Origin of the sequence: Streptomyces sp. NPDC092296, from assembly GCF_044755465.1 — a bacterium.
Lineage (GTDB): Bacteria > Actinomycetota > Actinomycetes > Streptomycetales > Streptomycetaceae > Peterkaempfera.
This window is the reverse complement of the sequence record NZ_JBIVRB010000001.1, coordinates 1,344,443-1,371,380: the sequence shown is the minus strand read 5'-3', so window position 1 is coordinate 1,371,380 and position 26,938 is coordinate 1,344,443. Positions and strand designations below refer to the sequence as shown.

General features: G+C 72.9%; 23 protein-coding genes, 1 pseudogene and 1 riboswitch. Of the genes and pseudogenes, 8 read left to right on the top strand and 16 right to left on the bottom strand.

Going from position 1 to position 26,938, the window contains the following annotated elements; genetic code table 11:
• Window positions 1-46: 46 nt before the first annotated feature.
• Window positions 47-1,516 carry an FAD-dependent monooxygenase gene (locus ACIQGZ_RS06365; RefSeq protein ID WP_402599666.1) on the bottom strand — a complete coding sequence of 490 codons (1,470 nt, stop codon included), beginning with the start codon at window positions 1,514-1,516 and terminating at the stop codon, window positions 47-49.
• Window positions 1,517-1,643: 127 nt separating this feature from the next.
• Between ACIQGZ_RS06365 and ACIQGZ_RS06360 the strand changes: the two genes are divergently transcribed.
• A complete protein-coding gene (locus ACIQGZ_RS06360) occupies window positions 1,644-2,297 on the top strand; it encodes a TetR/AcrR family transcriptional regulator C-terminal domain-containing protein (protein ID WP_402599665.1) in 654 nt (217 codons plus the stop codon).
• 90 nt (window positions 2,298-2,387) lie between these two features.
• Here ACIQGZ_RS06360 and ACIQGZ_RS06355 read toward each other — a convergent pair whose 3' ends face one another.
• The 5 genes from ACIQGZ_RS06355 to ACIQGZ_RS06335 all read right to left on the bottom strand — a co-directional run bounded on the left by ACIQGZ_RS06355 (window position 2,388) and on the right by ACIQGZ_RS06335 (window position 8,297).
• Window positions 2,388-3,449 (bottom strand): SIS domain-containing protein, encoded by a 1,062-nt coding sequence (locus ACIQGZ_RS06355; RefSeq protein ID WP_402599664.1) that lies wholly within the window; start codon window positions 3,447-3,449, stop codon window positions 2,388-2,390.
• A gap of 25 nt (window positions 3,450-3,474) precedes the next feature.
• Window positions 3,475-5,031 (bottom strand): glycoside hydrolase family 3 protein, encoded by a 1,557-nt coding sequence (locus tag ACIQGZ_RS06350; RefSeq protein ID WP_402599663.1) that lies wholly within the window; start codon window positions 5,029-5,031, stop codon window positions 3,475-3,477.
• 8 nt (window positions 5,032-5,039) lie between these two features.
• Window positions 5,040-5,870, bottom strand: a complete 831-nt coding sequence (locus tag ACIQGZ_RS06345; RefSeq protein ID WP_402599662.1) for a carbohydrate ABC transporter permease — start codon at window positions 5,868-5,870, stop codon at window positions 5,040-5,042.
• A complete protein-coding gene (locus ACIQGZ_RS06340; RefSeq protein WP_402599661.1) occupies window positions 5,867-6,883 on the bottom strand; it encodes a carbohydrate ABC transporter permease in 1,017 nt (338 codons plus the stop codon). The genes ACIQGZ_RS06345 and ACIQGZ_RS06340 overlap by 4 nt, the downstream gene beginning before the upstream one ends.
• Window positions 6,884-6,989: 106 nt before the next feature.
• Window positions 6,990-8,297, bottom strand: a complete 1,308-nt coding sequence (locus tag ACIQGZ_RS06335; RefSeq protein ID WP_402599660.1) for an extracellular solute-binding protein — start codon at window positions 8,295-8,297, stop codon at window positions 6,990-6,992.
• Window positions 8,298-8,629: 332 nt separating this feature from the next.
• On the opposite strand from ACIQGZ_RS06335, the gene ACIQGZ_RS06330 reads away from it, so the two are divergent.
• The 4 genes from ACIQGZ_RS06330 to ACIQGZ_RS06315 all read left to right on the top strand — a co-directional run bounded on the left by ACIQGZ_RS06330 (window position 8,630) and on the right by ACIQGZ_RS06315 (window position 12,417).
• Window positions 8,630-9,418 (top strand): GntR family transcriptional regulator, encoded by a 789-nt coding sequence (locus tag ACIQGZ_RS06330; protein WP_402600005.1) that lies wholly within the window; start codon window positions 8,630-8,632, stop codon window positions 9,416-9,418.
• Window positions 9,419-9,724: 306 nt separating this feature from the next.
• Entirely contained in the window at window positions 9,725-10,003 is a 279-nt protein-coding gene (locus ACIQGZ_RS06325; protein WP_402599659.1) for a DUF3311 domain-containing protein, read from the top strand.
• Entirely contained in the window at window positions 10,000-11,634 is a 1,635-nt protein-coding gene (gene mctP, locus ACIQGZ_RS06320) for a monocarboxylate uptake permease MctP (RefSeq protein ID WP_402599658.1), read from the top strand. The genes ACIQGZ_RS06325 and mctP overlap by 4 nt, the downstream gene beginning before the upstream one ends.
• 84 nt (window positions 11,635-11,718) lie before the next feature.
• Window positions 11,719-12,417 carry a histidine phosphatase family protein gene (locus ACIQGZ_RS06315; RefSeq protein WP_402599657.1) on the top strand — a complete coding sequence of 233 codons (699 nt, stop codon included), beginning with the start codon at window positions 11,719-11,721 and terminating at the stop codon, window positions 12,415-12,417.
• 176 nt (window positions 12,418-12,593) lie between these two features.
• On the opposite strand, the gene ACIQGZ_RS06310 is transcribed toward ACIQGZ_RS06315, so the two are convergent.
• Window positions 12,594-13,556 carry a helix-turn-helix domain-containing protein gene (locus ACIQGZ_RS06310; protein WP_402599656.1) on the bottom strand — a complete coding sequence of 321 codons (963 nt, stop codon included), beginning with the start codon at window positions 13,554-13,556 and terminating at the stop codon, window positions 12,594-12,596.
• A gap of 322 nt (window positions 13,557-13,878) precedes the next feature.
• On the opposite strand from ACIQGZ_RS06310, the gene ACIQGZ_RS06305 reads away from it, so the two are divergent.
• From ACIQGZ_RS06305 to ACIQGZ_RS06295, 3 genes are all read left to right on the top strand, one after another.
• Window positions 13,879-14,421 carry a GNAT family N-acetyltransferase gene (locus ACIQGZ_RS06305; RefSeq protein WP_402599655.1) on the top strand — a complete coding sequence of 181 codons (543 nt, stop codon included), beginning with the start codon at window positions 13,879-13,881 and terminating at the stop codon, window positions 14,419-14,421.
• 77 nt (window positions 14,422-14,498) lie between these two features.
• Window positions 14,499-14,621: riboswitch (cobalamin riboswitch) on the top strand.
• Between the two features lie 155 nt (window positions 14,622-14,776).
• The gene (locus ACIQGZ_RS06300; protein WP_402599654.1) at window positions 14,777-17,152 is read left to right on the top strand and encodes a ribonucleoside-diphosphate reductase subunit alpha; all 2,376 of its coding nucleotides are present in this window, start codon (window positions 14,777-14,779) and stop codon (window positions 17,150-17,152) included.
• Between the two features lie 59 nt (window positions 17,153-17,211).
• The gene (locus ACIQGZ_RS06295) at window positions 17,212-18,168 is read left to right on the top strand and encodes a ribonucleotide-diphosphate reductase subunit beta (protein ID WP_402600004.1); all 957 of its coding nucleotides are present in this window, start codon (window positions 17,212-17,214) and stop codon (window positions 18,166-18,168) included.
• Window positions 18,169-18,250: 82 nt separating this feature from the next.
• On the opposite strand, the pseudogene def reads toward ACIQGZ_RS06295, so the two are convergent.
• From def to ACIQGZ_RS06250, 9 genes and pseudogenes are all read right to left on the bottom strand, one after another.
• Window positions 18,251-18,793 (bottom strand): annotated as a pseudogene (gene def, locus ACIQGZ_RS06290) (peptide deformylase); the annotation flags it as partial.
• Between the two features lie 226 nt (window positions 18,794-19,019).
• Entirely contained in the window at window positions 19,020-19,994 is a 975-nt protein-coding gene (locus ACIQGZ_RS06285; protein WP_402599653.1) for a tetratricopeptide repeat protein, read from the bottom strand.
• Window positions 19,995-20,171: 177 nt separating this feature from the next.
• Window positions 20,172-20,375: a hypothetical protein gene (locus tag ACIQGZ_RS06280; RefSeq protein WP_402599652.1), complete on the bottom strand. Its 204-nt coding sequence runs from the start codon at window positions 20,373-20,375 to the stop codon at window positions 20,172-20,174.
• Between the two features lie 116 nt (window positions 20,376-20,491).
• Window positions 20,492-21,910 (bottom strand): HD-GYP domain-containing protein, encoded by a 1,419-nt coding sequence (locus ACIQGZ_RS06275; RefSeq protein WP_402599651.1) that lies wholly within the window; start codon window positions 21,908-21,910, stop codon window positions 20,492-20,494.
• Window positions 21,907-23,439 carry an HD-GYP domain-containing protein gene (locus ACIQGZ_RS06270; protein ID WP_402600003.1) on the bottom strand — a complete coding sequence of 511 codons (1,533 nt, stop codon included), beginning with the start codon at window positions 23,437-23,439 and terminating at the stop codon, window positions 21,907-21,909. The genes ACIQGZ_RS06275 and ACIQGZ_RS06270 overlap by 4 nt, the downstream gene beginning before the upstream one ends.
• 278 nt (window positions 23,440-23,717) lie before the next feature.
• Window positions 23,718-24,029 (bottom strand): mycothiol system anti-sigma-R factor, encoded by a 312-nt coding sequence (gene rsrA / locus ACIQGZ_RS06265; protein WP_402599650.1) that lies wholly within the window; start codon window positions 24,027-24,029, stop codon window positions 23,718-23,720.
• Window positions 24,026-24,670 (bottom strand): sigma-70 family RNA polymerase sigma factor, encoded by a 645-nt coding sequence (locus ACIQGZ_RS06260; protein WP_402600002.1) that lies wholly within the window; start codon window positions 24,668-24,670, stop codon window positions 24,026-24,028. The genes rsrA and ACIQGZ_RS06260 overlap by 4 nt, the downstream gene beginning before the upstream one ends.
• 344 nt (window positions 24,671-25,014) lie before the next feature.
• Window positions 25,015-25,686, bottom strand: a complete 672-nt coding sequence (locus ACIQGZ_RS06255) for an alpha/beta family hydrolase (protein WP_402599649.1) — start codon at window positions 25,684-25,686, stop codon at window positions 25,015-25,017.
• A gap of 62 nt (window positions 25,687-25,748) precedes the next feature.
• Entirely contained in the window at window positions 25,749-26,522 is a 774-nt protein-coding gene (locus ACIQGZ_RS06250) for an SOS response-associated peptidase (RefSeq protein WP_402599648.1), read from the bottom strand.
• Between the last annotated feature and the right edge of the window lie 416 nt (window positions 26,523-26,938).

The window sequence follows — 26,938 nt, the reverse complement described above, 5'->3', positions numbered from 1 at the left end:
GTCCGGCTCACCACCTGAGCCGCCTGCCCCGGCCCGCCAGGACGGCTCAGCCCGTGAAGCGGGCGAGGTAGCCGGAGAGGTCGGCCGGGTCGGTGGCGGCCAGCCCGAGGTAGCCGTCGGGGCGTACCAGGAAGAGCCCCGCTCCGTAGGCGGCGCGGACGGCCGGGCCGTCCACCCGGTGGGCGCGGACGAAGGGGTGCCCGACGGCGGGCAGCGCGGTGCCCACCGCCAGCAGGGTGAAGTGCGGGCCGCGGAAGGCGTCGAAGAGCCGCAGCGGGGCGCCGTCCGGGGTGGTGCCCAGCGCGTCGGGGGCCCGGTCGCCCGCGTGCAGCGCGTCCTCGGGCAGGTCGGCGCGGTGCTCGGCGGCCAGCGGGCCGCCCCGGTAGCCGACGCCGAGCTGCCGCGTCTGCGGCCCGCTCCGCGCCATCCAGGCGGCCTGGCCGCCCTCCATGCCGGAGTGCAGGCGGGTGCTGATGCCCAGGACGTCGGCGGCGACCGGCAGCCGTTCGGCCTGGTAGCTGTCGAGCAGATCCGGGTGGGCGCCGTGCCGCAGCACCTGGCCGAGCTTCCAGCCGAGGTTGTACGCGTCCTGGACGCTGGTGTTCAGCCCCTGGCCGCCCGCCGGGGAGTGGATGTGCGCGGCGTCGCCCGCCAGGAAGGCGCGGCCGACCCGGAAGCGGTCGGCCAGTGCGGCACGCGGGCGGAAGTCGGAGGCCCAGCGCACCTCGGTGACCTGCTCAGCGGTGAGGTGGCTGCGGGCGGCGAGCACCGCCCGGACGCCGTCGGGGGTGGTGTCGGGGACGGCCTGCGGGTCGACGTACCGGGCGACCAGCTGGAACTGGTCGGTGCCGGCCAGCGGGCAGAGCAGCAGCTGACCGACCTCGGGGACGTGCCAGACGTGCCAGTTGCGCCGGTCCAGGCCGTCGACGCGGACGTCCGCGACCAGCATCGGCGCCGGGTCGACGGTCTCCCCCGCCATGCCGATGCCCAGCGCCCGGCGGACGGTGCTGCGGCCGCCGTCCCCGCCGACCAGGTAGTCGGCGCGTACGGTCACCGCCGGGCCGCCGCCGGTCGACAGCCGGGCGTGCACGGCGTCCGCGTCCTGGTCCAGCCCGGTCAGCCGGGTGCCGAACTCGACGCTGCCGCCCAGCTCCCGCAGCCGGTCGTACAGGATCTCCTGGGTGCGCCACTGCGGCAGCATGCAGGCGTCGCCGTACGGCACCCGGGGGTCGGCGGGGAAGCTCTCCTCCAGCGCCCACTCATGGCCCCGCTCGCCGTCCTGCCAGTGGACCAGCAGCGGGTACGGTCCGCCGTCCGCGAGCACGGCGTCGATCACCCCGAGGTCGTCGAAGACCTCCTGGGTGCGGGGCTGGAGCCCCTTGCCCCGGGAGCCGGGGAAGAGGCCGGGGGCGGCCTCCACGATGCGGGCGCGCACCCCGCGCCTGGCCAGGTCGCAGCCCAGGACGAGGCCGGTCGGGCCCGCGCCCACGATGAGGACGTCCGGGTGGGTGGTCATCGGCGATCTCCTTAACAGCGTTAAATCCGATGCCCCCAGCGTCTCCTTAACGCCGTTAAATTGTCAACCCGCCGATCGGCACCCCCGGGCACGGCGGCGGTCGGGGCGGGCCTGCGAGGATGAGGGGGTGGCAACGCGACTTGACCGGCTGACGGTGGTGGAGACCGCCCTGCGGCTGCTGAACGAGACCGGTCTCGACGGGCTGACCCTGCGCCGGATCGCCACCGAGCTGGACGTCAAGGCGCCCGCGCTCTACTGGCACTTCGCCGGCAAGCAGGCACTGCTGGACGAGATGGCCACCGAGATGCTCCGCCGGATGGTGCGCGCCGGGGAGGCGGCCCAGCAGGCGGAGCCGCCCTGCTGGCAGCAGTGGCTGGCCGACGGGATGCGGCAGCTGCGCGCCACCCTGCTCTCCTACCGCGACGGCGCCAAGGTGTTCAGCGGCACCCGGCTCACCGACAGCAGCCACGCCCCGCCGATGGAGCGGACGCTGCGCACACTGGTGGACCAGGGGTTCAGCGTCGAGGCGGCCGGACGGGCCTGGTTCACCGGGTACACGTACACCATCGGCTTCGTGATCGAGGAGCAGGCGGTGTACCCGGCGCCCGGCGAGCGTGACCCGCGCTATGAGTCCGAGCGGCGGGCCGGGCAGCTCGGCCCGGAGTACCCGCTGGCCGGCGCGGTCGGGCCGACCTTCTTCACCGGGCACGACGAGGGCTTCGAGGCGGGCCTGGCGATCATCGTGGCCGGGATCGAGGCCACCCTGCACGGGCGCGGGTAAGGCGGGAGGGCCCCGGCGGATCGGGTGATCCACCGGGGCCCTCCGGGTCGTACGGGTCATGCGGGGTCGTACGGGTCGTACGGGCAGCCGTCAGCGCGTCTCGGTGACCTTGGCCAGTGCACGCGGCGCGTCCGGGTCCTGGCCACGGGCGATGGTGACCTCGTAGGCCAGCAGCTGGAGCGGCAGGATCTCCAGGATCGGCTGCACCTCCTCGGGCACGCCCGCCGGGAGGACGAACCCGGCCGAGGCCGCGTCCACCTGGTCCTGCGGGCCGACGACGACCAGGTCGGCGCCCCGGCCGCGCAGCCGGTCCAGCACCGGCTGGAGGGCCGCGCCGCCCTTGCCGTCCGGCACGATCGCGATCACCGGCGAGACGTTGTCCACCATGGCGAGCGGGCCGTGCAGCAGGTCGGCGCCGGAGAACGGGGAGGCCGGGATGTACGTGGTCTCCATGAGCTTCAGCGCCGCCTCACGGGCGGTCGGGTAGCCGTAGCCGCGCGAGGTGAGCACCAGCCGCTGCGCGAAGCGGTACCGCTCCGCCAGCGTGCGCACCTCGCCCTGCCGGGCCAGCACCGCCGCCGCCAGCTCCGGCAGGTCCTTGGCGGCCGCCCCGTCGCCGCCGCGCAGCCCCTCCACGAAGAGGTAGAGGGCGAGCAGCTCGGCGGTGTATGTCTTGGTCGCCGGGAGGGCCTTCTCCGGGCCCGCGAGAACGTCGATGTGGTACTCGGAGACCTCGGCCAGCGGGGAGGCGGCGTTGTTGGTGACGGCCAGCGTGATGGCCCCGGCCTCCCGGGCGGCCCGGGTGGAGGCCACCAGGTCCGGCGAGCCGCCGGACTGGCTGACCGTGATCACCAGGCAGTCGGTGAGGTCCGGCTTGGCGCCGTACGCGGTGGTGGTGGACATCGAGGTCAGACCGGCCGGCTTGCCGAGCAGGACCTCGATCAGGTACTTGGCGTACAGCGCCGCGTTGTCGGACGTGCCGCGTGCGGTGAGCAGCACGAAGCGCGGGTTGCGGGCCGCGATCTCGGCGGCGATCTCGCGAATCCGCGGGGCGCCCTCGTCGAGGATGCGCCGCAGGACGGCCGGCTGCTCGGCCATCTCCCCCGCCATGATGCGGCCGGGGGCGGGAGGGACGGCGAGAGTGTCGGGCATCTGGTGGGCCTCCAGAGAGATGGTTCTACCCCAGCGCGGGCGGCTGCCCGGTGAGGACCTCGACGGCGGCCAGTCCGCACACACGGGCCGCGCCATGGGTGGCGATGTGCAATGCCCCGACCGGCGGCGCCTGCGGGACGCCCATCTCGACGACGATCGCGTCGGGACGGGCGGACAGCAGGGCGTCCACCGCGGCAGCCATCCAGGCGTGCCGGTGCACATCGCGTACTACGAGCACGATCCTACGGTCCGCCGCGGCGGCGAGGACAGCGCCCACCAGCGCGGGAATCCGCTCCGGGGTGGCGTCGTCCGGTCCGAAGCTCTCCGCGCGGGTGCCGGGGAAGCGGGCGGCGAGCATGCCGGCCACGCCCCAGGGGGTCTCCGCGCCGACCGCGATGTTGGCGACCGGCGAGAACGAGGCGACGTACGGGCGCTCCAGCACCGGGGTGTAGAGCCGCCCGGGGGCGCGCACCACCCGCAGGGCGCGGCGGGCGGCGCGCAGCCCGATGGCGAGGTCGGGCTCGGTGCCGTCGGAGTCGGTGGCGGCGGCCCTGGCCCAGGCGCCGAGGGTGCGGACCCGCTCGGCGGCCTCCGCGAGGCGCTGCTCGGGAATCCGCCCGGAGCGCACGGCCGCCACGATGGCGTCGCGCAGCAGCAGCACCGTCTCCTCGTCGGCCAGCCCGCCGCCGACGCAGATGGCGTCGGCCCCGGCGGCCAGGGCCAGGACGGTGCCCTCGGCGGTGCCGTAGGTGTCGGCGATGGCGCCCATCTCGATGCCGTCGGTGACGATCAGGCCGTCGTAGCCGAGGCCGCCGTCCTCGGGGCGGGCCCGCAGCAGGTCGTGCAGCACGGCGCGGCTGAGGGTGGCCGGGTGGTCGGTGTCCAGCGCGGGGACCACGATGTGGGCGGTCATCACGGCCTTGGCACCGGCCTGGATGGCGGCCTTGAACGGGACCAGGTCCCGGGAGTGCAGCAGGTCGACGTCGGCGTCCACCACCGGCAGGCCGAGGTGGGAGTCGACGGCGGTGTCGCCGTGGCCGGGGAAGTGCTTGGCGCAGGCGGCGACGGCGGCCGACTGGAGGCCCTCCACCCAGGCGGCGGTGTGCCGGGCGCACAGCTCGGGGTCGGCGCCGAAGGAGCGCACGCCGATGACCGGGTTGCCCGGGTTGGAGTTGACGTCGGCGGACGGCGCCCAGTTGTAGTTGACGCCGCAGGCGGCCAGCGCGCGGCCGAGTTCGCGGGCGACGTCGCGGGTGAGGGCCGGGTCGTCGATGGCGCCGAGGGCGAGGTTGCCGGGCCAGGAGGAGCCGGAGCCGGCCTCCAGCCGGGTGACGTCGCCGCCCTCCTCGTCGATGGCGACCAGGATGTCCGGGTTGTCCTCGCGCAGCGCGGCGGTGAGGGCCGCGAGCTGTACGGGGTCGGTGACATTGCGGGCGAAGAGGGCCACCGAGCCGAGGCCGGCCGCCAGGTGGCGGCGGAGCCAGTCGGGCGGGGTGGTGCCGACGAAGCCGGGCTGGAGGACGGTGAGGGCGTCCCGGTGCAGCGAGCCTGCGTCCGGGGAGGCCGGAATGAGGATGCTCACGGCAGGTGTCAGCCCTTCACGGCGCCGGAGGTGAGGCCGCCGACGGCCTTGCGCTGGAGGAAGAGGAAGACGACGAGGACCGGAATGGCGAAGAGGCTGGAGGCGGCCATGGTGGCGCCCCAGTCGCTGCCGAAGTTGGTCTGGAACTGGGTCAGCCACACCGGCAGGGTCTGCGCCTCGGCCTGCTTGTTGAGGATGAGCACCAGTGGGAACTCGTTCCAGGCGGTGATGAAGCCGAACAGCGAGGTGGACATCAGGCCCGGGGCCAGCAGCGGGAAGATCACCTTGATGAACGCCTGGGTGCGGGTGCACCCGTCGACCATCGCGGACTCCTCCAGCTCCCGGGGCACCGCCGCGATGAAGCCGCGCAGCGTCCAGATGGTGAACGGCAGCACCATCATCATGTAGAAGAGGGTCAGCGGCACCAGGCTGTTGAGGTAGTCGGCATCCCGGACGATCATGTAGATGCAGATCGTCATGACCTCCCAGGGCGCCATCTGGGCCAGCATGATCACCACGATGAACGCCTTGCGCCCCTTGAACCGCATCCGCGCGATGGCGAAGGACGCCAGCAGCGCGATCACCAGCGAGCCCAGCACCGCGATGACGGTGACGGTGAAGCTGTTGCGCACCAGGGTCCAGAAGCCGGCGGCGTGGAACGCGGTGGAGAAGTGCGAGAAGGTGCCGTGCAGCGGCAGGAAGACCGGCGTCTTGCTGATGATGTCGTTGTTCTGCTTGAAGGCGGTCGACACCATCCAGTACACCGGGAAGGCGAAGACGGCGAAGAGGACGACGGCGACCGCGTTGGGCCAGATGCGTCCGGCGAGGGAGCGCCTCACAGCTCGTCCTCCTGCTTGACGATGATCCGGAAGTAGTAGGCCATCAGGGCCACCAGCATCAGGATGGTGAGCACCGAGATGGCGGCGCCCATCCCGTAGTGCTGGTTGCTGATGCCCACGACATAGGCGTAGACGGGGAGGGTCTGGGTGGTCCCCTCGGGTCCGCCGCCGTTGATCGCGAACACCTGGGTGAAGCACTTGAAGACCCAGATGACCTCAAGGAACGTGGTGCTCAGGAAGAACGGCTTCAGCACCGGGAACGTCACCTGGCTGAAGGTCCGCCGCGCGGTGGCGCCGTCCATCGCGGCCGCCTCGTAGAGCTCCTTGGGGATGGTCGTCAGACCGGCGTACATGTTGAACGCCACAAACGGGATCGAGCCCCAGACGATCAGCAGGGTGATCACCGTGAAGGTGGTGAACTGGGTGCTCATCCAGTTGTACTCGGCCATGCTGTGCCAGCCGAGCTTGTCCAGGAACCAGTTGACGACGCCGTACTGGGAGTCGAACAGCCAGGTGAAGACGGTGGTGGAGGCCACGATCGGCATCGCCCAGGCCAGGATCAGGCCGATCGACAGCAGCAGCCGCATCCGCTTGCCCAGCTTGTTCAGCAGCAGGCCGACCAGCGTGCCGCCGACCATGATGAGGGCGACGTTGGCGACCGTGAAGACCAGCGACCGCAGCGTGGTGTGCCAGAAGTCCGGGCTGGAGAGGACTTCCCGGAAGTTGTCGACGCCGTTCCACTCGGTGAGGTGCTGGATCAGCTGCCGCATGTTGAGGTTCTGGAACGACAGCAGCAGGTTCTTCAGCAGCGGGTAGCCCAGCAGCCCCACCGTGGCGACGATGGCCGGCAGCAGCAGCAGGTAGGGCGTGCTTCTGCCGAGGACGCCTCGGCCGTCGTCGGCGCGCCTGCGTCTGCGCCCCCGATTCCGGTGCTCGGCCGGGTCGGCCGAAACGGCGGCACTCTGCTGCCCGCCGGAGGAGCGTGTCTGCACCCGCTCCGCATCCACAGCCATGTGGTTCTCTCTTCTCTCTGCCCTGCGCCCTGCTGCTGCCGGCGTGGCGGCGCCGTCCGCCCGCCCCGCCGGGTGGGGCGGAGCGGGCGGACGGCGCCGCGCGGTACTACTGCTTCTGCGACAGACGCTTGTTCATCTCGTCGTCGTACTTCTTGGCCGTGGAGTCGTAGTCCTTGCCCTGGAGAGCCGCGGTCAGGAAGTCCTTGATCGGGTTCGGGGTGTTCTCGACGGCGGCCCACTCCGGGACGCCCGGCGTGGTGGCGCCGGAAGCGGAGGCAGCGATGGCCGCGACGGCGAAGGGGTTGTCCTTGGCCTGGTCGTTCAGCTGCGGGTTGTTCGGGACGATGCCGGCCTCCTTGGCCATGGCGCCCTCGAACTGGTCGGACAGCGCCAGCTTCAGGAAGCCCTTGGCCAGCTCGGGGTTCTTGCTGTTGGCCGAGATCGCCAGGTTGGAGCCGCCGAGGAAGACGCCGGCCGGCTTGCCCGCCTCCTTGCTGGGCAGCGGGAAGTAGCCGATGTCGTCCTTGAGCGCGGGGTTCGCGGTGATCGCGCCGCCGGCCTCCCAGCCGAGGCCGATCATGGCGCCGACGTTGCCCTTGGCGAAGACGTCGGACTGCTGCGGGGTGGCCTCGTCCTTGTCCTTGGGCGCCTTGCTGAAGCTCTGCAGCTTGGCGTACGTCTGGAAGGCGGCCTTGGCGGCGGGGGTGTCCAGCGCGCCGACCCACTTGTCACCGGACAGCTGGGCGACGGAGCCGCCCTCGCTCAGCACCAGGCCGAAGTAGGTGTACCACTCCTGGCCCGGCAGGTAGAGGGCCTGGTCGACACCGCTGGTCTTGTTGAGCTTGCCGAGGTCGTCGTAGAACTCGTCCAGCGTCTTCGGGGTGTCGCTGAGCCCGGCCTTCGACCAGAGCTTCTTGTTGTAGATGACCACGCGGTTGGCGAAGTACCACGGGGCGGCGTACTGCTTGCCGTCGTAGACCGACGCCTTGTTCAGGTTCTCCGCCCAGTTGTCACCGCCCAGCGAGGACTTGTCGGCGGTCAGGTCCATCAGGCCGCCGGTGGCCGCGTAGCTGGCGGTCTGGGTGTTGCCGATCTCCAGCACGTCCGGCGGGGTGTCCTCGGACAGCGCCGTGGTCACCTTCTGGCCGATGCCGTTCCAGCCCTGGACCTCGATCTTGAGCTTGGCGCCCGGGTACTGCTTCTCGAAGGCGGCGGTCAGGTCGGTGGTCCACTGCTTGGGGTTGGACCCGTCCATGAACCAGACGGTCAGGGTCTTGCCGCTGTAGTCGGCCGCCTTGCTGCTGCCACCGGTCGCCTTGCCCGCATCGGAGGTCTTGTCACCATCCGAACTACAAGCCGCAACACCGACCACCATGGCCGCGACGCCGACTGCCGCGATGAGCTGACGCTTCACGCCATCCTCCTGGGATGCCCGAGGTTTCCCCCTCCCGTAGGCGAGCGACGGCCTTCGGGACGAAGGTGAGGGTGTCGCGTGCCCGAACTGGTCCGGGGATTATGCTGTCTCATTGGTCTAAACCAATGAGTTGGAGCTTGGCCTAGACCAATGCCGGTGTCAACGCCTCCAGGGCAAACCGCCGCAGCCGTTACCAAGCCGACACCGCTCCAGCGTCATCATGTGATGCACGACTCCGGCCCGGCGGCGGAGTCAGGGTGGACCATGCAACGATGAGCACCGCAAGCGAGGCGGAGGAGCCGGTGACGGCAGGGCGAGGAGTGATCGCGGCGATGACCACCGACGGGGAAGCCGGCCAGTCTCCGGCGGCAGTGCCCGGCACCGAGAGCGGAGAGGGCGCCGAACGCCCCGTCGCCCGGGTGCCCAAGTACTACCGGCTGAAGAAGCACCTGCTGGAAATGACCGACACGCTCCCGGCCGGCACACCCGTGCCCCCGGAGCGCACCCTCGCCGCAGAGTTCGACACCTCCCGCACCACGGTACGACAGGCACTCCAGGAACTGGTGGTCGAAGGCCGGCTGGAGCGCATCCAGGGCAAGGGCACCTTCGTCGCCAAACCCAAGGTGGCGCAGGCGCTCCAGCTCACCTCCTACACCGAGGACATGCGCGCCCAGGGCCTGGAGCCCACCTCCCGGCTGCTGGACGTGGGATACATCACGGCCGACGACCGACTGGCGACGCTGCTGGACATCAAGCCCGGCGGCCGGGTGCTGCGCATAGAGCGGCTGAGACTGGCCAACGGCGACCCGATGGCGATCGAGGCGGCCCACCTGTCGGCCAAGCGCTTCCCCGCACTCCGCCGCAACCTGGTGAAGTTCAACTCGCTCTACACCGCGCTGCGCGACGTCTACGGCGTCACGGTGGCCGAGGCGGAGGAGACCATCGAGACCTCGCTGGCCACCCCCCGCGAGGCGGGCGTGCTGGGCTCGGACGTCGGGCTGCCGATGCTGCTGCTCTCCCGGCACTCCTACGACGCCGACGGCGAGCCGGTGGAGTGGGTCCGCTCCCTCTACCGGGGCGACCGCTACAAGTTCGTGGCCCGACTGAACCGGCCGGAGTAGCCGGCACAATCCGGAATCATCCATTCCGGATTCTCCCAGCGCATCGGCAATCGTCGGACGGTGTTCAGAATCACCGGTTCGAGGGAATTCCGGGACGGCGACCAGGCACAGTCCGCTAATCGCGCGACAAATGCCGTGATTCACCCGACCGGTACGGGGGATTCCCAGGCCAAACCCGTGACATGGACACCAAAGATGCCCTAGATTCCGGGCCGTCAGACTTGCCGATCATCAGCGACGCCGCTCGGCGGGCACGGCGGTGACTCCGTGCTGCGGCGGCGCGGGTGCCAGACGCTGGAGCCGCTCATGACCGAGACACCGCAGGCCCAGGCACCACCGGGCCGCCCGCCGATCGTCACCCCCGCCCGGGTGGTGGCCGGGCTCTGCCTGCTCGCGCCGTTCATCGGCACACTCTGGGTGTCCACGTACGCCAGGACCGGGCCCGAGCTGGGCGGGGTGCCGTTCTTCTACTGGTACCAGCTGCTCTGGGTGCCGCTCTCCGCCGCGCTGACCGTCTCCGCCTATCTGCTGATGCGCCGCGAGGAGCGGCGGCGCAGGGCGTCGGAGGCGGGTGACCTGCGATGAAGGACGGCGTCAACACCCTCGCCCTGGTCATCTTCATCCTGTTCTTCGCGGCCGTCACCGTGATGGGCTTCCTGGCCGCCCGCTGGCGCCGGGCGGACAACGCGCTGCACCTGGACGAGTGGGGGCTCGGCGGCCGGAGCTTCGGCACCTGGGTCACCTGGTTCCTGCTCGGCGGCGACCTGTACACCGCGTACACCTTCGTCGCCGTCCCGGCGTTGATCTACGGCGCGGGCGCGTCCGGCTTCTTCGCGGTGCCGTACACGATCATCGCCTATCCGCTGGTCTTCCTCTTCCTGCCACGGCTCTGGTCGGTCTCGCACCGGCACGGCTACGTCACGCCCGCCGACTTCGTCCGCGGCCGGTACGGCTCCCGGGGGCTGTCGCTGGCGGTGGCCCTCACCGGCATCCTGGCCACCATGCCGTACATCGCGCTCCAACTGGTCGGCATCCAGGCGGTGCTGGACGTGCTCGGGGTCGGCGGCGGCGCCGGCAGCAGCTGGTTCGTCAAGGACCTGCCGCTCTTCATCGCCTTCGCGGTGCTCGCCGCCTACACCTACTCCTCGGGGCTGCGCGCCCCGGCGCTGATCGCCTTCGTCAAGGACGGGCTGATCTACCTGGTGATAATCGTCGCGGTGATCTACATTCCGCTGCGACTCGGCGGTTACGGGCACATCTTCGACGCCGCCGCGCATAAATTCTCCACGGTCAATCCGGCCACCGGGAAACCGCTGGGCTCACTGGTCACCGGGCCCAACGCGCAGTGGGGCTATGCCACGCTGGCACTGGGCTCCGCCATGGCGCTGTTCATGTATCCGCACTCGGTGACCGGCGTACTGGCCGCCAAATCGCGGGACACCGTACGGCGCAACACCGCCATCCTGCCCGCCTACTCGCTGATGCTCGGCTTTCTGGCGCTGCTGGGCTTCATGGCCATCGCGGCCGGGGTCGGCTCCGGCGTCAAGGGCTACAACGCCCAGCTGGCGGTGCCGCAGCTGTTCGAGAACATCTTCCCGGACTGGTTCACCGGGGTGGCCTTCGCCGCCATCGGCATCGGCGCCCTGGTGCCCGCCGCAATCATGTCCATCGCGGCGGCCAACCTCTTCACCCGCAACGTCTACAAGGAGTTCCTGAAGCGCGACGCCACCCCCGAGCAGGAGACCAGGGTCTCCAAGCTGGTCTCCCTGGTGGTGAAGGTCGGCGCGCTGGCCTTCGTGCTCGGCATGGACAAGCAGTTCGCGATCAACCTCCAGCTGCTGGGCGGCATCTGGATCCTCCAGACGTTCGTCTCCATCGTGGCGGGCCTGTTCACCCGCTGGTTCCACCGCTGGGCGCTGCTGGCGGGCTGGGCGGCCGGCATGGCGTACGGCACCTGGAAGGCGTACGAGATCGCCACGCCCGCCACCAGGCACTTCGGCGGCAGCTCCGCGAACATCCCGGTGATCGGGCAGATCGGCTACATCGGTCTGACCGCCTTCGTCCTCAACCTGGTGATCGCGGTGCTGCTCACCCTGGTGCTGCGGAGCGCCAAGGCGCCCGAAGGCATGGACGAGACCACCCCGGGCGACTACACCGCGGAAGCCGGTGCGCCCCAGGTCGTGGAGGAGAAGCCGCTGGTCGCCCCGGCCGGCTGAGCGATCCGACTGCGATCCGACCGCCGCCTCCGGGAGACTGGGGGCGGCGGTCCCACGTCGGGGCCCGGACGGAGGGGTACGGCGATGGGTCACCCGGAGCGGCGGCCGGCCGCGCTGCTCGCGGTACGGCACGGCGAGTCCACGGCCAACGCGGCGTTCGCCGTCGCGGAGGCGAGCGGCGCCACCGAGGTACCGATCAGCTGCCGGGACGCCGACATCCCGCTCACCCCGCTCGGCCACCGGCAGGCCGCCGCGCTCGCCGGGCGGCTGGCCGCGCTGCCGCCGGAGCGGCGGCCGCAGAGCATCTGGTGCTCCCCGTACGACCGGGCCCGGCAGACCGCGCAGCCGGTCGCGGCGGCGCTCGGCGGCCTGCCGGTCCGGATCGACGAGCGGCTGCGGGACCGGGAGCTGGGCGTCCTGGAGATGCTCACCTCCGCCGCGATCCTGGCCCGGCACCCCGACGAGGCGGCCCGGCGGCGGAGGCTGGGCGAGCTGTACTACCGGCCGCCGGGCGGTGAGTCCTGGGCGGATGTGGCGCTGCGGCTGCGCAGCGTGCTCGCGGACCTGGCCGAGCGGGAGGGCGGGCGGCGGGTGCTGCTGGTCTGCCACGACGTGGTGGTGCTGATGCTGCGGCAGGTGCTGGAGGGGCTGGACGAGGCGGCGCTGCTGGCGGTGCACGCGGCGGAGGGGCCGGTACGGAACGCCTCACTCAGCGAATGGCTCCTCCCGCCCGGCCCCCCGCACCGGACCCGCTTCAACGACACCGCCCACCTCACCCCCTGACCGATCGCCGGCCCCCGCGGGGGGCGCGAGGACCCTGCCCCGCCAGGGGCGCGAGGAACTGCGCGAACAACCCACCACCGCGCCGCACCCTGCCGCCTCCTCAGCCACAGGCGAAATGCTCTACGAAGGTGCATGGTTTCCCGCGCAGTTCCTCGCGCCCCTGCGGAGCGCTCCGGTCAGGGGGCGGTCGGCGTGGGCCCGCGGAAGGTGCGGCGGTAGGCCACGGGGGTGGTGCCGAGCCAGCGGCCGAAGTGGTGGCGCAGTGCCGCCGCACTGCCGAAGCCGGTCCGGGCCGCGATGGCGTCCACCGTCTCGTCGGTGCCCTCCAGCAGCCGCTGGGCCTGGAGCAGCCGCTGCCCGACCAGCCACCGGTGCGGCGTCGTCCCGGTCTCCTGCTGGAACCGCCGGGCGAAGGTACGCGGCGACATGTGCACCCGGGCCGCCAGCTGCTTGACGGTCGCCTCCCGGTCGAGGTTGCGCCGCATCCAGTCCAGCACCCCGGCCAGCGAGTCGCCCTGGGCCTCGGGCAGCGGGCGGTCGACGTACTGCGCCTGGCCGCCGTCCCGGTGCGGGGCGACCACCATCCGACGGGCGATGGCCAGGGCCACCTCGCTGCCCTGCTCCTGGCGGACCACGTGCAGGCAGGCGTCGATGCCCGCCGCGGTGCCGGCCGAGGTGACCACCTGGCCCGCGTCCACGTAGAGCACGTCCGGTTCCAGGGTGGCCAGCGGGAACCGCGCCGCCAGCAGGTCGGTGTGCCGCCAGTGGGTGGTGCAGCGGCGGCCGTCCAGCAGCCCGGCCGCGCCCAGCAGGAACGCCCCGGAGCAGATGGAGAGCACCCGGGCGCCGCGCTCCACGGCCTGCCGCAGCGCCAGCAGCAGCTCCGGCGGGTACTCGTCGCGGATGTGGGTGGCGGCGGCGATGACCAGGTCGGCGCTGGCCAGCCGCTCGGGACCGTACGGGGCGTCGATGCTGAACCCGGCGTGGGTGCGCACCGGCCCGGGGCGGTCGGCGGCGAGCGCGAAGTCGTAGCGCGGCAGCCCCTGCTCGCTGCGGTCCAGCCCGAAGACCTCGCAGGCGACACCCAGCTCGAACGGATGGGCCTCCTCCAGCACCACCGCGACGACATCCTTCAGCATGCCGCCCAGCTTGCCCGCTCCGGGCCGTGGACACCAGGCCCTGGTGGCAGTTTTTCGCGGAGATGTGACATTGCTGCCACTCGTTGCAGGCGCAAGCAGGGAGCCACCCTGGAGCCATGGAATCGGTAGGGGCAATCCTCGCGGTCGTCGGCGGCTTCGGCCTCCTCGGCCTGCTCGTCGGCCTGGACGCCAGGCACCACCGCAGCATCGGCGGCCACCGGACCACCGGCTATCCGGACGACCCCGACCACCGGCCGGCCCGCGAGGGCGGCCGCGACGACCTCCCGGCCGAGCGGTGGCGGCTCTCGGTCACACTGGGCGGATGGACATCGCCGTACGGACCGCACGCGAGGAGGACCTCGACGCTGCGGGCCGCATCACCGCCGCCGTCTTCGTCGGAGACGGCCACACCTCGGCGGACAGCGACTACGTCGCCCTGCTCCGCGACGCCCGCACCCGGGCCGCCGAGGCGGAACTCCTCGTCGCCGTCGACCGGGCAGCCGCCGACCGCCCAGCCGCCGACCGCCCAGCCGGCCCCCGGGACGCCCCGGCAGCCGTGCTCGGCTCCGTGACGCTCGCCCTGCCCGGCTCCGCCTGGGCGGACATCGCCCGGCCCGACGAGGGCGAGCTGCGGATGCTGGCGGTCTCCCCCGCCGCCCGGGGCCGGGGCGTGGGCGAGGCGCTGGTCCGGGCGGCCATGGACCGGGTCCGCGCGCAGGGGCTGCCCCGGATGGCGTTCTCCACCCAGCAGGGCATGCACGCCGCCCACCGGCTGTACGAGCGGGTGGGCTTCCGGCGGGCCCCGGAGCGCGACTGGTCGCCCTTCCCGGGCGTCGACCTGTGGGTGTACGCGGCCGATCTGTGACCCTCCGCAGCCGCTCTCTCCGGGAAGCCCGTCCGGCGCGCGCCACTACATGTGGTGGTGCATCGCACACCCGCCACTAGATGTATGCTCACTTCCGCTGTCGACGCAGGGGAACCCGGTGCGAATCCGGGACTGCCCCGCAGCGGTGAGCGGGCCTGGCCCCGCGAGTCCGACTACCTGCCGACGGTCCGCCCGGCGCGCTTCACCACGCCGTCGAGCGGTGTACGTCCGGGCCTCGCGGGTGGGCCGGGGACGCAGCGCGCAACCAGGGCGGCCGTCGGCCGTCGGGTGCGCGCCGGCGCTCCCTGCTCCCGTGCGGTCCCGGTGCCCCTCAGGCCGGAGGAGAGAGAGCGCCTTGACCACCGCTGCCCCCGCAGAAGCCGCCTCGGCAGTCCCGGATCGGGACGAGCCCGGTACCGCGCTGCTGCGCGTGCTCACCGACTGCGCCGCCGATCTGCCCCAGGTCGACCCCGGCCATGTCGCCGCCGCCGCGCTGCGCGGCCGGCACGCCGGGTCCGACTTCGCCGAGCTGCGCGGACTCGCCGTGGAGGCCGCCGCCGCGCTGATCGCGGAGGACCCCCAGTACTCCCGGCTCGCGGCCCGGCTGCTGGCCCGGGAGATCGCGGACGAGGCCGCCGACGAGGGCGCGGTGTGCTTCACCGCCTCCATCGCCCTCGGCCACCGCGAGGGGCTGATCGGTGACAGCACGGCCGACTTCGTGGCCCGGCACGCCGACGCGCTGGACGCGCTGATCGACCAGGACGGCGACGGCCGCTTCGAGTACTTCGGCCTGCGCACCGTGCAGTCCCGCTACCTGCTGCGCCACCCGATCACCCGCCGGGTGATCGAGACCCCGCAGCACTTCCTGCTCCGGGTCGCCTGCGGGCTGGCGAACGAGGACTCCACGGACGCGGTCGCCGAGCTGTACCGGCTGATGAGCCGACTGGACTACCTGCCCTCCTCCCCCACCCTGTTCAACTCCGGCACCCGGCATCCGCAGATGTCCTCCTGCTACCTGCTGGACTCCCCGCTGGACGAGCTGGACTCGATCTACAGCCGCTACGCCCAGATCGCCCGGCTCTCCAAGCACGCTGGCGGCATCGGCCTCTCGTACAGCCGCATCCGCTCCCGGGGCTCGCTGATCCGGGGCACCAACGGCAAGTCCAACGGCATCGTGCCGTTCCTGCGCACCCTGGACTCCTCGGTCGCCGCCGTGAACCAGGGCGGCCGGCGCAAGGGCGCGGCCTGCGTCTACCTGGAGACCTGGCACGCCGACATCGAGGAGTTCCTGGAGCTGCGGGACAGCACCGGCGAGGAGGCGCGGCGCACCCACAACCTCAACCTGGCGCACTGGATTCCGGACGAGTTCATGCGCCGGGTCGAGGCCGACGCCGAGTGGTCGCTGTTCTCCCCGGTCGACACGCCCGAGCTGGTCGACCTGTGGGGCGCCGACTTCGACGCCGCGTACCTGAAGGCCGAGCAGGCCGGCAAGGCGGTGCGGACCATCCCCGCCCGCACCCTGTACGCCCGGATGATGCGCACCCTGGCGCAGACCGGCAACGGCTGGATGACCTTCAAGGACGCCTCCAACCGGGCCGCCAACCAGACCGCGTTGCCCGGCCGCACGGTGCACTCCTCCAATCTGTGCACCGAGATCCTGGAGGTGACGGACGACTCGGAGACGGCCGTCTGCAACCTGGGGTCGATCAACCTGGCCACCCACCTCGCGGAGCACCCCACCGGCCTGCTGGACGCGCTGGACTGGGAGCGGCTGGACGCCACCGTGCGCACCGCCGTGACGTTCCTGGACCGCGTGGTGGACATCAACTTCTATCCGACGCCCGAGTCCGGCGCCTCCAACTCCCGCTGGCGGCCGGTGGGCCTGGGCGCGATGGGCTTGCAGGACGTCTTCTTCCGGCTGCGGCTGCCCTTCGACTCGCCCGAGGCGGCGCAGCTCTCCACGCTGATCGCCGAGCGCATCATGCTGGCCGCGTACGAGACCTCCTGCGACCTGGCGGAGTCGCTCGGCCGGCACCCCGCGTACGAGGAGACCCGGGCCGCGCGCGGACAGCTGCACATCGACCACTTCCCGACCGCCGCCCCGCACTGGACCGGCCGCTGGGAGGCGCTGCGCGCCCGGCTGGCCGAGACCGGGCTGCGCAACTCGCTGCTGCTGGCCATCGCGCCGACCGCCACCATCGCGTCCATCGCGGGCGTCTATGAGTGCATCGAGCCGCAGGTCTCCAACCTCTTCAAGCGCGAGACGCTCAGCGGGGAGTTCCTCCAGGTCAACCCGTACCTGGTGGCCGACCTCAAGAGCCGGGGCCTGTGGACGGCCGCCACCCGCGACGCGCTGCGCGCCGCCAACGGCTCCGCCCAGGACCTCCCCGGGGTGCCCGCCGACCTCAAGTCGCTCTACCGCACGGCCTGGGAGCTGCCGCAGCGGGCGCTGATCGACCTGGCCGCCGAGCGGATGCCGTACCTGGACCAGAGCCAGTCGCTCAACCTGTTCCTGGCCGCGCCCACCATCGGCAAACTCAGCTCGATGTACGCGTACGCCTGGAAGAAGGGGCTGAAGACCACCTACTACCTGCGTTCGCGCCCGGCGACCCGGATCGCCCAGGCCGCCGCGGGTGCCGCCGCCCCCGCCACCGTCCCCGCCCCCACCACGGAGGAGCAGGCCATCGCCTGCTCCCTGGAGAACCCCGAGTCCTGCGAGGCCTGCCAGTGACCACCCCCGCCGCCAAGAAGAACCTGCTCAACCCGGGCTTCGAGCTGACGCTGCGCCCGATGCGCTACCCGGACTTCTACGACCGCTACCGGGACGCGATCAAGAACACCTGGACCGTGGAGGAGGTGGACCTGCACTCCGACGTGGCGGACCTGGCCAAGCTCAGCGACGGCGAGCGGCACCTGCTGGGGCGGCTGATCGCGTTCTTCGCGACCGGTGACTCCATCGTCTCCAACAACCTGGTGCTGACGCTCTACAAGCACATCAACTCGCCCGAGGCGCGGCTCTACCTCTCCCGGCAGCTGTTCGAGGAGGCGGTGCACGTCCAGTTCTATCTGACGCTGCTGGACACCTACCTGCCCGACCCGGACGACCGCGCGGCCGCCTTCGACGCGGTGGAGTCCATCCCCTCCATCCGGGAGAAGGCGCAGTTCTGCTTCCGCTGGATGGACTCGGTGGAGAAGCTGGACCGGCTGGAGACCCGGGAGGACCGCCGCCGGTTCCTGCTCAACCTGATCTGCTTCGCGGCGTGCATCGAGGGGCTGTTCTTCTACGGCGCCTTCGCCTATGTGTACTGGTTCCGCAGCCGCGGCCTGCTGCACGGGCTGGCCACCGGCACCAACTGGGTGTTCCGCGACGAGTCCATGCACATGGAGTTCGCCTACTCGGTGGTGGACACCGTCCGCGCCGAGGAGCCCGACCTCTTCGACGAGGAGATGGGGCGGCAGGTCACCACGATGCTGGAGGAGGCCGTCGCGGCGGAGCTCCAGTTCGCCCGCGACCTGTGCGGCGACGGGCTGCCGGGGATGAACACCGACTCCATGCGGCAGTACCTGGAGTGCGTCGCGGACCAGCGCCTCGCCCGGCTCGGGCTGCCGATCCGCTACGGCTCGGCCAACCCGTTCGGGTTCATGGAGCTGCAGAACGTCCAGGAGCTGACCAACTTCTTCGAGCGCCGCGTCTCGGCCTACCAGGTCGCGGTGGAGGGCTCGGTCTCCTTCGACGACGACTTCTGACCGGCGACATCTGACCGGCGACATCTGACCGGCCGCGGTGGGGGGGGGCGGGCCGACCGGCCCGCCCCCGCCCACCGTCCGCTCAGTCGTTGGGGACGGTGGCGTACTTGGGGGTGAGCTCCGCCATCTGCCGCAGCGCGTCCTTGCGGTCGCGCTTGGAAAGCCGGTCGATGTAGAGGTAGCCGTTCAGGTGGTCGGTCTCGTGCTGGAGGCAGCGGGCGAAGAAGCCGGTGCCCTCCAGCCGGATCTCATTGCCGTCCTTGTCCCGGCCGGTGACCGCCGCGTAGTCCGGGCGGGCCAGGTCGGCGTAGGCGCCGGGGACGGACAGGCAGCCCTCGGGGGACTCGTCCAGCAGCCGGCGGCCGGCGTCCAGCTCCTCCAGCACCGGGTTGACGATGTGCCCGACGTGGCGGACGCCCTCGTCGTCCGGGCAGTCGTAGACGAAGACCCGGCTGTCCACGCCGATCTGGTTGGCGGCCAGGCCGACGCCGTCGGCGGCGTACATCGAGACGAACATGTCGTCGATCAGCGCGGCGAGGTCGGTGCCGAAGTCGGTGACGACCTGGCAGGGGCGGTGCAGCACCGGGTTGCCGACGACCGTGATCGGCCGGGCCGTCCCCCGGGAGGTGTCCGGCTCCTCACCGACCACCCGCTGGGGCTGCTCGGGGGTCTCGGCCGGGTCGTGCTGGTGCTCGTGCTGCTCCGCCATCGCTGTTCCGCTTCGTCTTCCTACTGGTGACCGGGCTGCTGGTGGCCCGGCCACTGCTGACCGGGCTGTCTGTGGGCCGTGCGGGACCAAGCGTACGGCCCCGATGCCGGGCCGCGCCCCTTACCTGCGGGCCTGCGGACGGTCAGCAGACCTCTTCCAGGTCCCGGTAGGCCCTGCTGCCGGGGCAGGCCGCCACCCAGCGGTCCAGCAGCGGCCGCACCAGGTCGGCGGGGGCCGCGAGGCCGCACTCCCGCTCGGCTATCCAGGACAGGCCCTCGCCGCGGTGGCTGAGGTGGCTGAGGTGCCCCGGGTGGGCGGCGTCGCCGTCGTCGTGCGGGTCGTGGTGCTCGGTGCTGCCGTCGTCGGTGTCCATCCGGCTCTCCGAACAGGCCCGGCAGAGCAGCCGTACCGAGGACGTCCAGTCCTCCGCCGCATAGCCGGCGTCGGAGACCAGCCGCTCCAGCGCGTCGCGGTCCGGCTCGGTGGCGGCGTGCAGCAGCACCACATGGGTGGGCACCGGGGAGGGCGCCCACAGCTCGATCTCGTCGAAGACCGGGTACGCCACGCCGTCCGCGACCCGCTCGCCGTGCGGGGCGCCGTCGTGCAGCACCACCTCGCCCCAGCGGCGGCCGGAGGACGGCAGCGGGATGGAGAGCACCTCGACCCGGGCCGGATCGAGCCGGCGGCCCCAGACCACCTCGGACTCCCCCTCCGGGGAGAGCCGCACCGGGGTGGTGCCGAAGTCCAGCCGTACCGGGCCCTCGCCGGTCGGCACCCGCAGGCCGTACGCCTGCCAGGCGCGGCGGGCCAGCGCCCAGTCCTGGAGGGCGGTGGCCGCTATGCCGAGGTTCCACCAGTCGGGGGCGCCCTGCTCGCGGTCGAGCAGCGCCACCGCGCGCAGCCCGGCGGCCCTGGCCTGCTCCCAGTCACGGCGGAACTTGTGCAGCAGCGCGAGGTTGTACCAGGAGTCGGAGAGCCACGGCTCCAGGTCGGCGGCCATCACCAGCAGCGCGCCCGCGTCCTCGTACCGCCCGTTGCCGATGAGCGTGAAAGCCCGGTCGGTCGTCTGCCGCCAGGTGGCGGACGGCCGGTGTCTCGCCCGGTGGAAGATCCTCACGTCATCCCTGCCGATGTCCTCTGGGTCGGTCCGCTGGGCCGCTGTCCTGTCGTTCGTCGTGCCGCTGTGCTGCCGCCCGGTCCCGTGCCGGACGCGTGGCCCGGTGGGAGCGGCCCCGCCCGCACAGTACGGCGGGCCGCTGCGGCGCGCTACGCGATAACGCGCCCTGCCGTGCCGTCAGGCGGCGACCGCCGGGCCACGCTGCCCGGCCGTGCTGTCCTGCCCCACTGCCCGCCGCCGCTCCGGCGGCTGCGGACCGGGCCGGTCGTGCTGCCCCGTCCGCCGGGCGACCACACTGTCGCCGACCCGCACCGTACCGCTCTCGCGGGCCGCTATCTCCCGGGGACCGGCCATGAGTCCCGCCGTGATCCGCATGCCCATGACGGCTCCTTGCCCGTTTCCCGGTCGACAATGCGCGGGCCGGGGCCCGCGCGGCCTCGTGGTGCTCCTCCCACCCTGCCGCCGCATCCAACCACGCGGAACATACCGGACGCGGGTTACCGATGGGTTCTCCCGGTCCTCGGACGGCCCCGGGGCGCGGCCGGGAGCGCCGGGGCGGGCGGCGGACCGCCGGCGGAGACCTGGGCGAGCGCCTGGACCACCAGCGGGTCGTACTGGCGTCCGGTGTCCAGTCGGAGCTGTTCGAGCACCTCCAGCCGCCGGGCCGGGCCGGGGTCGTCGCAGACCAGGTCGTCGAAGGCGTTGGCGGCGCGCAAAATGCGGGAGGCGGCCGGCAGCGCCCGGTCGCGGCGGCCGTCCGCCCCCCGGTACGGCTCGGCCTGCCGCTCCACATAGCCGGCCACCGCCGCCGGTACGCCGGTGTGCCGGATCACCTCGCCGCCGAGCCGGGCGATCCGGCGCTGCTCGTCCGGCGGCAGCAGCGCGGTGGCGCCGCCGGGGACCGGCTCGACCAGGGACAGCTGCCCGATGTCGTGCATCAGCGCCGCGCACTCCAGCAGCTCCAGCTCCCGGCCGCCCAGCCCCAGCTGCCGGCCGACCGCCCGGGAGAGCGCCGCCACCCGGCGGGTGTGGCCGGGCAGCGTGTACCCGGCGACCTCGGTGGCCCTGGCCAGCGAGGCGATGCACTGCCAGTGCGCGGCCCGGGTCGCGCCCCGGCGGCGGAAGGAGAGCTGGGTGAGCAGCAGCGGAGCCGAGAAGACCGGCAGCACCCAGAGCCCGATCTCCCCCGCGCCCAGGCTGATCACCAGGCCGGTGGCGGCGATGGCGGAGCCGATGCCGAGCAGGGCGCGCAGCTCCTCGCGGAGCGCCGGGCCGAAGCGGTGGCCGGTGCGGGCGCTGTGCAGCCCGGCGGCGAGCACCACGTCGCACAGCGCGGCGAGCACCGCGACGGCGGCCAGCAGCAGGCCGTACTGGGCGCCGTGGGTGGCGACCCGGTCCAGCGCGCCCGAGTTGTAGAGCGGCTGGAAGAGCATGGCGGCGAAGCCGGCGGTGAGGATGCGGCGGGCGACCCGGTCGGGCTGCGGGGCGCGGCCCCGGAGGGCGTACGGCAGCTGGCCGACCAGGGCGGCGGCGGTGCTGACGGCGACCACCTGGAGGACGCCGTGGGCGGTGGGCAGGCCGCGCAGCGGGCCGAGCAGGGCGTAGGCGAGGGCGCCGGCGGCGCCGATCGGGGCCTGCTCGCGGTCGTCGGGCAGGGTGATCCGGACGGCTTCGCCGACCGCGATCAGGGCGCCGAACGCCAGGGCGGTGCGGATCTCGACCAGGCCGCCGGCCAGCGCGTCGGTGCCTGCGGCGAGCAGCAGCGTGGCGGCGGCGGCGTGCACGGCGGTGACCGGGGCGTGGTGCCGCGCCCCGCGCTGCGGCTGCGTGCGGCGCGGCGGCCGGGGGCGTACAGGGGGCCGCCGTACGGGGGTGCGGCGGGCGGGGGCGCGGCGGGCCGGGGGGACGGCGCTCATCGGCGGTGGGCCTGGGCGGACCGGGACGGGGTGGACCCGGTCGGGGCGGGCTGGGCCTGGGCGGACCCGGTCGGGGCAGGACTGGCTGCTGTGGGCGCGGGCCGGGCCGGGGGGCCGGGCGCGGGCCGGCTGGGCTCGGGGACGCCCAGCGGGATGTCCGGGATGGCGCCGCCGCCGCCCGCCGCCGGGGCCTCGGCCGGCTCCGGGGGCGGCTCGGCGGGCCGCCAGCCGTGGGTGGCCACCGCGCTGACCAGGGCGTCCACCATCACCGGGTCGAACTGCGTCCCGGCGCAGCGCCGCAGCTCGGTGACCGCCTCCGGGACCGGGCGGCCACGCCGGTAGGAGCGGGTGGAGGTCATCGAGTCGAAGGCGTCGGCCACCGCGATCACCCGGGCGAACTCGGGGATCTCCGCGCCCGTCAGGCCGTACGGATAGCCCCGCCCGTCCATCCGCTCATGGTGGTGCAGGATGCCCGCCCTGGCCTCACCGAGGAAGCGGATGCCGCGCACCATCTCATGGCCGTACTCGGGGTGCAGCTCCACCGCCCGCCGCTCGGCCGGGGTGAGCGGGCCGTTCTTGCGCAGCAGCGGGGTGGGCACGCCGAGCTTGCCGACGTCGTGCAGGATGCCCGCGAACCGCAGGCAGTGCATCCGGTCCTCGGCCATGCCGATCTCCCGGGCGATCAGCACCGACGCCCGGCCCACCCGCTCGCTGTGGCCCCGGGTGTACTCGTCCTTGATCTCCACGGCCTGCACCAGGGCCCGTACGGTGGCGCGGTGCGCGGCCTGCTCGCGGTGGTACTCCCCGTACACCCAGCAGGAGACGGAGAGCGGCAGCAGCGCCACCACGGCGGCGAAGGCGCCGTACGGGCCCTGCCAGAGGGCGGCCGTCATCAGCGCGACCAGGCCGTGTGCGAGGCAGGGGACGGCGCTGCGCAGCAGTACGGCCCGGCCGGTGGCCAGCGGGCGCGGCGGGCGGGTGGCGACGGCGGTGATGGTGCTGAGCAGTACCCCGTTGACCAGGCAGAACGTCATGGCGGCGGTGGCGGCGGGGGCCAGTGCGCTGGGGAAGCGGGCGCCGAGCAGCAGCTGTGGGCCGTGCAGCAGCCGGAAGACGGCGGCGGTGGCGAAGGCGGCGAGGCCGAGCTGTGCGGAGTTCCACAGCCTGCGGGCCGCGCGGGGCGGCGGCGCCGGGCCGAGCAGCGCCCCGGGGACGGCGGCCAGCGCGGCGGCGGCCGGTGGCAGCAGCAGCGCCCCGGCCAGCAGCACCGGCAGGAAGGCGCCGGTGGTGGCGGCGTCGGACCGGGCGGGGGTCAGGTCGTCCGGCGCGGGTCGGCCGGGGTGGCGGCGGGTGAGCAGATGGCAGCCCGCGTAGAGCAGGGCGAGAACGCCGAGGGTGGCCCAGGGCACCGGGGCGCCCAGCCAGCGGGCGGCGGCGGAGCGCTGCTGGATCTGCGGCAGCAGCGGGAGCAGCCCGGCGGCGGCGGCAGGTGCGGCGGCGGTCAGGCAGGCACGGGCGGCGGGCGGCAGTGCGGCGGCCGGCCCCGGGACGGCGCCCGGGGGGCCGGCCGTCCGAGGGCTCGCGGTCTGAACGGCGATGACGGCCTCCGTACCGGTCGGGCACGGCGGCCCCGGTGACGCGCGGACCGCCCGCCACGGAGGATAGGCGGCGGGCGGTGTGTGCACCGGTGGTACGGCGGTTCTGCGTGGTCGGCGCAGCAGGATTCACTCGTACGAGTGAGCCGGTGCTGCGCGGCCGGTGACCTGGCGTCAGTCCTGGGTGACGGGCTCAGTCCTGGGTGACGGGCTCAGTCCTGGGTGACGGTCTCGGCGGCGGCGTAGGTGGTGTCCGCCCGCTCCCGCTGGGCCGTCCGGATGGTGTCGATCCGGGCCAGCACCTTGCTGCGCAGGTCGGAGGGCGGCGCATCGCAGCCGCAGGACCGCTTGATCAGCGCCTTGATGGCCTGCTCCAGGCCATACTTCTCCAGGCACGGCGAGCACTCCTCGAAGTGCTCGCGGAGCTTGGCGCAGTCGCCCTCGGCCATCTCGTTGTCGAGGTACTCGTAGAGGTGGTCGAGCACCTCTCCGCAGTCCGTTTCATGCGGGTTGCCGCAGCTCATGTGCCCGAGCCTTTCCCCTCGTCCCCCGCACCCGCACCACTGCCGGCCGGGACGAGACCGCGCTCCCTGGCGTAGTCCTCCAGCAGCTCGCGGAGCTGCCGGCGACCCCGGTGGAGACGGGACATCACCGTACCGATGGGCGTACCCATGATGTCGGCGATCTCCTTGTAGGCAAAACCCTCCACGTCCGCGAGGTAGACCGCGATGCGGAACTCCTCGGGGATCGCCTGGAGCGCCTGCTTCACATCGCTGTCGGGGAGGTGGTCCAGCGCCTGGGCCTCCGCCGAGCGCAGCCCGGTCGACATGTGCGACTCGGCGCGCGCCAGCTGCCAGTCCTCGATCTCCTCGGCACCCGTCCGCTGCGGCTCGCGCTGCTTCTTGCGGTAGGAGTTGATGAAGGTGTTGGTGAGAATCCGGTACAGCCACGCCTTGAGGTTGGTGCCCTCGCGGAACTGGTGGAAGGAGGCGTACGCCTTGGCGAACGTCTCCTGGAGCAGGTCCTCGGCGTCCGCGGGGTTGCGCGTCATCCGCAGCGCGGCCGAGTACATCTGGTCCAGGTAGCCGAGCGCGTCGCGCTCGAACCGCTCGCGGCGGCTGTCCTCCGACTCCTCGTCGGAGGCACGGAAGGTCTCCTCGCCGATGGCGTCGGCGAGCTCCTCTCCGACGAGCTCCGGACCCGTGTGCTGCGTGGCTCCGGCGTCATCCTCGGTCCCGGCGACCGGACCCACCTCCTCGGTGTTGCGTGGACGGCCCACGACGGCCCGCCCAGAAACGGAGGATATCGGGCCCTGGGTCTTCTCGCCCGCGATAACCCACTCGGCCCAGTAGGCGGCAGGCTCACCTGCCTTCTTCCCGGAGCGTTCGGGGCAAGCGATGGAGCCCATGGGCACTGCCTTTCCACCGACGTGTGTACCGACAAGGCGGACAACCTCGGCGGCCGGCGATTCATTCCCGCGCCCCGGCTCCCCGGTCTGGGCTTTCGGGGTCAGCCGGTGTGGCGCAGCGCCCAGTCCGCGACCGTACGGGTGATCACGGCCAGCGCCTCCTGCTGGGTCACGGGCCCCCGCTTGGGGACCGCGAAGCCGTGGTCGGCGCCGGGGACGGCGACCAGCTCGGCTCCTTCGGGCAGCTCCGGGAACTCCGCCGGCCGCCCGAACGGGTCGCGCTCCCCCTGGAGCACCAGGGTCGGCAGTGCGGCGCCGGTCAGCTCCTCGGCCCTGCTCCGCTCCGGCTTGCCCGGGGGATGCAGCGGAAACGCCAGCGCCAGCACCGCCGCCGCGCCGCTCGCCCGCCCGGTGCGGCAGGCCACCCTGGCCCCGGCGCTGCGGCCGCCGACCAGCAGCGGGACGCCCTCGGCGGCCAGCTCGGCGGCGACGGGCAGCCAGCCCGCGTCCAGGGTCTTGGGGGCAGGGGCGACCCGGCGGCCGGCCACCCGCCAGGGCTGCTCCACCAGTGCCACGGTCAGGCCCAGCGGCGGCAGCGCGGTGGCCAGCGCCCGCAGGTCCCGCGCCTCGACGCCGCCGCCCGCCCCGTGGCCGAGCGCCAGCACCCCGCTGGGCCGCTCCGCCCTGGCGAAGGTGATCCGGGCCGGTCCGGCGGGTGTGTCGACGGTCCGGTACGCGTCGGCCCTGTGTTCCTCGGTCCCGTACTCGTCCATGCGGCGCCCTTCCGCGCTCGGTGCCGCGGCCATTGTCCACCGCTGCGGCCGGGCGGCCCGGCTCAGAACAGCGTGGCGTCGCCCAGCGCGTCCTCGGCGGGGATGGGCTCGGTGAGCTGCGGGCCGTTGTTGCGGACGCTGTTCACCGCCGTGGACACCGGCCGCGCGTCCAGCCGGCCGGCCAGCGGCGGCACCAGCAGCGGGCGCAGCTCGTCGGGGTCGCTGCGGGCCGGGTCCAGCCAGGCGTCGTACCCGGTGGGCTCCACCAGCAGCGGCATCCGGGGGTGGATGCGGCCGAGGGCGTCCTCGGCGTCGGTGGTGAGCACGGTGCAGGTGCACAGCCAGGCGCCGGGGTCGTCGGCCGGCCGGGAGCGGTCGCGCCAGAACTCGTACAGCCCAGCCATCGCCATCACCGAGCCGTCGGCCGGGGTGATGAAGAACGGCTGCTTGCGGGAGCTGCCCTTCGGGCCGTCCGGGGCGGTCTCCGGGGTGAACCACTCGTAGTAGCCGTCGGCGGGCAGCAGGCAGCGGCGGGAGGCGAACGCCTGGCGGTAGGCGGGCTTCTCATGGACGGTCTCCGACCGGGCGTTGATCATCTTCACCCCGGTCTCCGCCGACTTGGACCAGGCGGGCACCAGCCCCCACCGCAGCACGTGCAACTGCCGCACCGGCTGCGGCCCGGCCCCCTTCACCGCCCGGTCGAGCACCGCCCACACCGGCTTGGTGGGCGCCACGTTCCAGTCCGGCTCCATGGTCTCGGTGGGGTCCCACTTCTCCACCCCGAACAGCTCGACCAGGTCCTCCGGCTCCCGGCTCGACGCATACCGGCCGCACATCCCAGACACCACCTCTCCCCCGGGGACGTCACCCCCGACACCCCTCGGACCCCAAGTCTCCCAGCAGCCGCGACGAACGAGACAACCCCCGCCGGCCGGCGACGGCATCCGCACCGACTTCGGCGGGCCGACCCTCCCCCACCCGATGAGGAAATCAACCGACCCAGGGCGCTCTGCGAATGACACCCCGACGGTCAGCCGTATTTCCCGCCGGGAATCCTCCGCCTCCCCGCGCTGCGGCCCGCAATGACGCGGATTTCCCGTATATGTGAATTCCCGCCCCGGCCCTCGGGCGGCAGGCATCGCCCGTGAACCCGCTTGCAGCACAGGGCAGTTCCGCGCCGGGAGCACCAGGCCGAACAGGAGGTACGCACCACGTCCTCACGGCCGACCGGAAGGGGAGAAGTCATTGCGGG

Bases quoted from the DNA above. Each gene is read 5' to 3' on its own strand.
- ACIQGZ_RS06355 (WP_402599664.1), bottom strand. From the start codon at position 3,449: ATGCCCGACACTCTCGCCGTCCCTCCCGCCCCCGGCCGCATCATGGCG.
- ACIQGZ_RS06340 (WP_402599661.1), bottom strand. From the start codon at position 6,883: ATGGCTGTGGATGCGGAGCGGGTGCAGACACGCTCCTCCGGCGGGCAG.
- mctP (WP_402599658.1), top strand. From the start codon at position 10,000: ATGAAGGACGGCGTCAACACCCTCGCCCTGGTCATCTTCATCCTGTTC.
- ACIQGZ_RS06255 (WP_402599649.1), bottom strand. From the start codon at position 25,686: ATGGACGAGTACGGGACCGAGGAACACAGGGCCGACGCGTACCGGACC.
- ACIQGZ_RS06275 (WP_402599651.1), bottom strand. From the start codon at position 21,910: ATGAGCGCCGTCCCCCCGGCCCGCCGCGCCCCCGCCCGCCGCACCCCC.
- ACIQGZ_RS06310 (WP_402599656.1), bottom strand. From the start codon at position 13,556: ATGCTGAAGGATGTCGTCGCGGTGGTGCTGGAGGAGGCCCATCCGTTC.
- ACIQGZ_RS06280 (WP_402599652.1), bottom strand. From the start codon at position 20,375: ATGGGCATGCGGATCACGGCGGGACTCATGGCCGGTCCCCGGGAGATA.
- ACIQGZ_RS06315 (WP_402599657.1), top strand. From the start codon at position 11,719: ATGGGTCACCCGGAGCGGCGGCCGGCCGCGCTGCTCGCGGTACGGCAC.
- ACIQGZ_RS06305 (WP_402599655.1), top strand. From the start codon at position 13,879: ATGGACATCGCCGTACGGACCGCACGCGAGGAGGACCTCGACGCTGCG.
- ACIQGZ_RS06295 (WP_402600004.1), top strand. From the start codon at position 17,212: ATGCGCTACCCGGACTTCTACGACCGCTACCGGGACGCGATCAAGAAC.
- ACIQGZ_RS06325 (WP_402599659.1), top strand. From the start codon at position 9,725: ATGACCGAGACACCGCAGGCCCAGGCACCACCGGGCCGCCCGCCGATC.
- rsrA (WP_402599650.1), bottom strand. From the start codon at position 24,029: ATGAGCTGCGGCAACCCGCATGAAACGGACTGCGGAGAGGTGCTCGAC.
- ACIQGZ_RS06330 (WP_402600005.1), top strand. From the start codon at position 8,630: ATGACCACCGACGGGGAAGCCGGCCAGTCTCCGGCGGCAGTGCCCGGC.
- ACIQGZ_RS06250 (WP_402599648.1), bottom strand. From the start codon at position 26,522: ATGTGCGGCCGGTATGCGTCGAGCCGGGAGCCGGAGGACCTGGTCGAG.
- ACIQGZ_RS06365 (WP_402599666.1), bottom strand. From the start codon at position 1,516: ATGACCACCCACCCGGACGTCCTCATCGTGGGCGCGGGCCCGACCGGC.